This window comes from Streptomyces candidus (assembly GCF_014207445.1).
Taxonomy (GTDB): Bacteria; Actinomycetota; Actinomycetes; order Streptomycetales; family Streptomycetaceae; genus Streptomyces; species Streptomyces candidus.
This window is the reverse complement of the sequence record NZ_JACHEM010000017.1, coordinates 90,239-96,440: the sequence shown is the minus strand read 5'-3', so window position 1 is coordinate 96,440 and position 6,202 is coordinate 90,239. Positions and strand designations below refer to the sequence as shown.

Sequence of the window (6,202 nt, the reverse complement as noted above, 5' to 3'; positions counted from 1 at the left end):
CGTTGTTGCCCGCTGAGCGGGCCAGGTCCGCCGCGTACCGCACCGATCACCGCACGACTACGGCTAGGAGCTTCAGTGGGGGAACAGGTTCCCTTTGTCCAGGACCGACACCGAACTCGTGATGCGTACCGCCGCCCTCGTCCACGAGGGCGCTGCCCGCCGGCTCATCGAGCGGCCCTTCGTCCGCGACAACCCCTTCGGCCTGTGGCCGTACTACCTGCACGCCCTGATCCGCACCACCCTGCGCACCGCCCCCGACGCCACCGACGACGCCTGGACCCCCACTGACTGGGCGCAGGCCGCCGACCGTGCCCTCACCGCGCTGGGCACCCAGTGGCAGGCCCACACCGGGCCAGGCGGCCGTCGGCTTCTGGTCGGCGCCCTGCGCCAAGGTCTCGCCCTGGCCCGCGACTTGCACCTCGACCTCGGCTGGCTCGCCGACGGAGCCTGGGCGTACGTCGGCGACTCGGTGTGGGAGCCGCTCGCCCCGCCCGCCCCGCACAGGCCCGGCCCGGCACGGCTGGAGACGGCCGCCGACGCCCTGGTCGAACTCCTCAGCACCCTCGCCCGCCGCCAGCACCAGCACCGCTCGCACACCGTCGCCCGCCTCACCGCGGTCATCGACAGCCAGCTGCTCCCCGACGACCTGCACCACATGGCCCTGTACTACCGGGCCAAGGCCCACCGCGACCTCGGGGACAGCCCCGCCTCACGCACCGGTATGCAGGCCGTCGCCGACGGCCAGGGCCGCCTCGCTCCCGCCGCACGACGCGGACTCGCCCATCTCGCCCGCATGGCCGGCGACTTCCCCACCGCCCTCACCACCGCCCGCACCCTGGGCTGGGACGGTCGCCACCACCGCGTCCAGGGCGACATCTGGTGGCCTCACGGCGACATGGACCGCGCCGCCACCGCGTACGCCGCAGCACGCGACGAAGCCGAAACCCACAGCGTCACCGGAGAACGCAGCAACAGCCAGGCCCACCGTGCCTTCGCCCTCGCCTTCACCGACCCGTCCGTCGCCGACAGCGAACTCGCCCTCGCTGAACAGCTCCTGGTCGGCGTGGACCTCCGCGCCACCACCCTGAGCACCCACATCGCAGCCCTCGCCCGCGACGCCGGCCGCACCGACGCCGACATCGACGACCGCGCCCAGGTACTGCGCGCCGAAATCACCGCAGCGGGCGTGACGTACACCGAACTCGCCCTGGACCTCGCCCTCGCCTTCCACCACGCCATTCGCAACGACCACGACCAAGTGACAGCGACGATCGCCCGGCTGAGTGAGAACACCCGCGACGGCGACTTCGCCTACTACAGCGACATCGCCGCCTTCATGGCCGACCTGCCGCTTGAGGACACCTCGCCCACACGCTGGATCGACGGCGCACAGCACACCCGGCGACGATGGCGGAACCTGGTAAGCGCCCGCCGAGCACACCTGAACGGCCACGAGTGACCAAAGACAGCGGCCGGTGGACGGCGGCACGGCGATGGTCCGGACGGTGACGCACCCGCGTATTGCGTGGACGCGAACCTGGCTCTGTACGTGAGAACGAGTCACTTCACACGCCGTGTAGCGCGCTTGACAGTACCTCTGTCGCCGGAGAAGATGAGTGTCAAGCGCGCTACACAAGTGGTGCTGAGCGAAGGGCGAGCCCATGTCGACCATCACGGTGGAGCAGATCCGCACCCTGTGGAACAGCCCCAATCCGAAAGCCGCCATCGACCGTGGCGACGACTTCGAGCCCGTGAGCAAGGACGATCTCAGCGCCCTGGCGTCCGGTCTGGACACGGACGATGAGGGATACCCGCTGAATGACCAGTGGCAGATCATCGCCGACCACCTCAACGGCGTGACTCCCGGCGAGCCCGCATCCACCGCAGGTGATGACCTCCTTCAGGAGATCCGCGCCGCCCGCGCCGAACGCGACCGCGTGAAGACGGAGGCTGACGACCAGTTCAACACGGTGATCCGGGCGGCTGTCGCGAGCAAGAAGGCCCCGGTTACCGCCATCGCCGCCGCTGCCGATCTGTCCCGGGAACGTATCTACCAGATCCGCGACGGCCGCCGGTGAGCACCGACGACGACGGTTCCGCCTCCCGCCTGGTCACCCGGCGGGAGGCGGAACCGCTTCTCGGCTACGCCCGAGGCAGCCTCAAATCCGTCATGCAGCAGCAGCGGGGACGCTGGCCCGACCCGGTGGCCTGCCGCGCGAAAGGGCGGGCGCTGCTGTGGGATTTGGACGCTCTGCGCGCTGTCGCTCGCCACGGCGGTACGGGATCCCGCCGCCCGTCCGGCGCCGATGCTGACGGGCTTGTCACATGCCTGTCCTGCGGACACCGCTTCCGCTCCCTCGGGCCGCACCTTGCCCGCGCTCATCAGGTGACGGCCGCCGAGTACCGCGCGGAGCACCGTCTCCCTGCCACCACCGCGCTCATGGCCACCGATGTGCGCGCCGCCCTGGCCCAGAGCACTGCCTCCGCGATGTCCGAGGACCCGGAGTTCGTCGCCCGGATGCGCGCCGCCACGCCCTCCCAGCAGGAACTGGCCCGGCGCTCCGCCGAGGCTCGGGCCGGCACTGATGACCTACCCGCCGTACGGGCAGCACGAGCCGCCGGCGCCCGCCGGTCCCTTCCCGCAGCCCGTCAAGCCCGCGGCGCCGCCCTAGAGGCCAAGGCGCACACCGCCGGATTCGAGTCCATGGCCGCAGCGATCGACGCGACGCGGCACCTGCCGAGCCGGGCAGCAGCAACGCGAATCGGAGTTGGCGCGAGCACCGTTAAACGCTGGCGACAGCTCTCCGGGCACGGTTGAGATAGTGACGCCCGTTCTGGGGTTCTGGCTCACTTTCCGTGGAAGGCTGACTGAGCGTGACGTCATTGGCTCTCCAGGCTGAGCAACGGACAGCCGGAGTCACGTGCCCACGGCTTCGCTGCGACGTCTGATCGCCGTTCCCTTGGCGGCGGCGCGACAGCAGACTATGAAGGTGGACTCTGACCTTTACCCTGATCTGGCTGCTGCGGGCAGCCTGGCCGCAGCGCTGGAACAGCTGGCGGCCGAACTCGGTGCCGATCTCACGGTGGTACCCGGCGATTGGGGCCCACTCGTTTCGGCGGGCATTGCCCCGTCGGTCCCTGAGCGCAAGCCGCTATCCGTTCACATCGGGGCGGAGAGCCGCTGGTTCGGTGTCTCCGGCTGGAGTCACGGAGTCGAACTCATCACCGGAGCCACGTCCGACCTGGCGGATGTCGTCAGAGCCGGAGCGGCATGGGGGCAGGGCAGGAGCCTGCGGGAGCTGCGGGCTGAGCTGTCGTTTCTGCGTTCCAGCAAGCGCGCCGAAGCTCACGAACGCGGGTCGGCCGCGGTGGTGGAGCTGCAGTGGCGCACAATGCGGGAGCAGGCGGCCGAGGAACCGGATTTCACAGGGTTCGGCGAACTCGTGGAAGCGGCTCATGCAGAACCACGGCTGCGACAGCTCTATGTATTCTCCAGCCATTGGACGCTCGGCTTCAGCTCCTGCACTGGATACCCGTTCCGCGTTGAGGTGGCCATCGTCCCGTCACACAGTGGCAGCCCATTCCGCGTGAAGAGGCATCCGCTCTCCGATGATGTTCTCGGCAAGGCCGCCACAGCCGAAGAGGCCGTTGCCCTGGCAATGCGCCATCTCCCCACCGATCTCGGTCCGGCCGTCGCGGGAACCGCCGGGCCCTGGAGGTCAGTCGGAGTGTGATCGCGCTGGTCGGCAACTGGGACGTGCCCACGGGTGAGCTTCTGCTCGACCCGGAACTGGTCATCCGGGCCTCGACGGGGCCGGTCGGAGGCTGACGTCCCGCTGGGCCGTTCGGAGGTCGGGGGCAGGGGTTCTTCCGGGGCCAGTCAGAGGCGGGGGCAGGGGTTCTCCGGGTCCAGCACCTCGTGGCCCTGTACGGACGGGGACGCGCTGCCGTCGGCCGTGCCGGTCAGGCACAGGCTGCCCAGGTCCAGACTGAAGCGCGTCCCGGTGCCGGGCTGCTCGCGCGTCTTCAGCACGCTGTCCACGTATCCGCTGCGGTTCAGCGAGCCGCGCACCTGTGTAGGTGCCTTGAGGCCCTTCACTGCCTTGGTGACGCGGTCGGTGTGCGCCTTGGTGACGCATTTGTTCATGGTCTCCAGCTGCGCCTCCGCCTTCTTGTCTTCCTCGGTCTCCTTGTACGAGCCCGGATTCAATTCGTCGGGCGAGGGCGGCGGCCCGTCGGAGATGGGCGGCGGCGGAGAGGCCGGCGGAGTGGCGGGCGCTTCGTCGGCGAGCGGCGGCTCCTTGGGGAGGTCAAGGGAGCAGGGCTCGGCGACCTTGTTCAGGAACGTCATGAAGGTGAGCAGCTGAGCGGATTCTTCGGGGCCGGGCTCGGCATCCGGCTTCGGAGCCGCCGCGGCGTCGGCACCCTTCGCGGGCTTGGCCGCCGTCGCGGGGCCGCTGTTGTCGGCCTGGGTGGTGCCGCATGCGGTGAGGGCCAGTGCGCACAGGGCAGTTGCGGAGATGAGGTAGCGGTGCGTGCCGAGGATTCGCTTCATGTGCTCATCCTGTGCGCGCCGGATCGACGGCATGTGAGTACGGGTACTCAACTGTCCCCGGGTGATCTTCCCCGAGGCGTTTGAGTAGGCCGACCAAGCCGGATCCGGCCCTCGGGGCTCCTGCACCAGCCTCGCAACTCGCCTACATGCTCGCCGCGCTGGAGGAACGTCTCGTTTAACGCGACGCCGATGACTCTTGAGCCCTGATCTGGATACGCAGCCTCCAGACAGGCCCTAGGTGTGCTGTCGGCGACCGGCAAAACCATCACCGTCCCGTACGTCCTATCGGTGCCTGCAGGCTGTCAGCTGACGGCTACCCGCAGGCCGTAGCCGGAGCTGATGGCTGTGGCCTGCTCCTGGAGGTCGTTCTCCGTGAATTCAAGGAGCGCTCGGTGTGCGGCACGGCGCAGCAGTGGGACCACGCTGGCCGGTGGACGTCCGCGGTGGGTGGCGGCAAGCGAGGCGAATTCCTCCTCGTAGCCCGTGTAGGGGGTGGGTGACTCGTTCATGGCAGCTCCTGGTGCTGTGCGAATCCGGTGTGCTTGATGCCGGCCGCGGGCTGTGCCGTAGCGGAGCCCGCGGACGGGTGCTGAGGCCGTGTGGCCGCGCGTGCGCGTGGTGAGCGGGTGCGGTCCGATACTGCCAGGGCGGCGGGTATCAGGGCCGTGTTGCCGAAGCGGGCGCGGAGGCGGTCGGCGACTGCCTCGACGGTGCGGGCGTCGTCGTCGACGGGGTCGAAGGTGAGCTGGTAGGAGGCGTCGGTGACGGGGGTCAGTGCTTCGGCGCGGAGGGTGAGGGCGCGTACGCGGGCCCGCTGGAGTCCGAGCAGGGTGTGGATCTCGTAGGCGGTGGCGGCCAGGGTCCGGCTGTGGTGGGTGGGCTCGGTGAGGGTGCGGCTGCGGGTGGTGGTGCTCCGGTTCGCGTATTGGACGGTCACCGAGAGGGTGCCGGCGACCTGGCGGGTGGTGCGCAGGCGCAGCCCGAGTTCCTCCGTGACTTCCAGGAGTGCCTTGCGCTGGGCGTCGGGCGCGAGGGTGTCGTGTGGGAAGTCGTGGCGGGCGCTGATCGATTTGGCCAGTTCGCCGGGCGCGACAGGGCGGGGGTTGAGGCCGTGGGCGCGCTCGTGCAGGAGGCGGCCGGTGGCGGTGCCCAGCATGCGCTGGAGGGTGAGTAGCGGGGTGTCGGCGAGGGCGCCGATGCTGTGCAGCCCGTACCGCGTCAGGGTGCGGGCGGTCGACGGTCCGATGCCGGGCAGGGCGGCGATGGGCCGAGGCCGCAGGAACGCCTCTACTTGGCCGGGTGTGATGTGGGTGGCGTGGCCGGGCGCGGAGATGTCGGCGGCCATCGAGGCGATCAGGCGGGTCGGGCCGCTCCCGACGCTGGTCGGGATGCCATGCAGCCCGACCACCCTCATCTGGATCATCGTGGCGAGCGCAGGGGTATCCATGTCGAAATGGCGCAGCGCGCCGGTGACATCGAGTTCGGCGCTGTCCGGCGGCAGTGGCTGCACCAGGGGGGTGAAGTCCTGGAGGAGCTGCAAGAGGGTTTCGTAGCGGTCTTCTGCCCCGTCGCCGTGCGGGAGATGGAAGTGGATTCGAAGGATGGAGCGGCTGCCGTCAGGCATGGCGTACCCCTTCCCTGCCGGGG

At 69.8% G+C, this 6,202-nt stretch carries 7 protein-coding genes; 4 read left to right on the top strand and 3 right to left on the bottom strand.

What is annotated here, in order from left to right; translation table 11 throughout:
- Positions 1-94 precede the first annotated feature (94 nt).
- The 4 genes from HNQ79_RS27775 to HNQ79_RS34615 all read left to right on the top strand — a co-directional run bounded on the left by HNQ79_RS27775 (position 95) and on the right by HNQ79_RS34615 (position 3,734).
- A complete protein-coding gene (locus HNQ79_RS27775) occupies positions 95-1,459 on the top strand; it encodes a tetratricopeptide repeat protein (RefSeq protein ID WP_229923800.1) in 1,365 nt (454 codons plus the stop codon).
- A 202-nt stretch (positions 1,460-1,661) separates the two neighbouring features.
- Entirely contained in the window at positions 1,662-2,078 is a 417-nt protein-coding gene (locus HNQ79_RS27770) for a hypothetical protein (protein WP_185035618.1), read from the top strand.
- Positions 2,075-2,818, top strand: coding sequence for a MucR family transcriptional regulator (locus HNQ79_RS27765; RefSeq protein WP_229923801.1), 744 nt, complete (start codon positions 2,075-2,077; stop codon positions 2,816-2,818). The genes HNQ79_RS27770 and HNQ79_RS27765 overlap by 4 nt, the downstream gene beginning before the upstream one ends.
- Positions 2,819-2,990: 172 nt before the next feature.
- Entirely contained in the window at positions 2,991-3,734 is a 744-nt protein-coding gene (locus HNQ79_RS34615) for a DUF6193 family natural product biosynthesis protein (RefSeq protein WP_185035617.1), read from the top strand.
- 146 nt (positions 3,735-3,880) lie between these two features.
- Here HNQ79_RS34615 and HNQ79_RS27750 read toward each other — a convergent pair whose 3' ends face one another.
- From HNQ79_RS27750 to HNQ79_RS27740, 3 genes are all read right to left on the bottom strand, one after another.
- A complete protein-coding gene (locus HNQ79_RS27750; protein ID WP_185035616.1) occupies positions 3,881-4,555 on the bottom strand; it encodes a hypothetical protein in 675 nt (224 codons plus the stop codon).
- A 302-nt stretch (positions 4,556-4,857) separates the two neighbouring features.
- A complete protein-coding gene (locus HNQ79_RS27745) occupies positions 4,858-5,064 on the bottom strand; it encodes a hypothetical protein (RefSeq protein ID WP_185035615.1) in 207 nt (68 codons plus the stop codon).
- Entirely contained in the window at positions 5,061-6,179 is a 1,119-nt protein-coding gene (locus tag HNQ79_RS27740) for a DNA polymerase Y family protein (protein WP_185035614.1), read from the bottom strand. The genes HNQ79_RS27745 and HNQ79_RS27740 overlap by 4 nt, the downstream gene beginning before the upstream one ends.
- Positions 6,180-6,202: the final 23 nt, after the last annotated feature.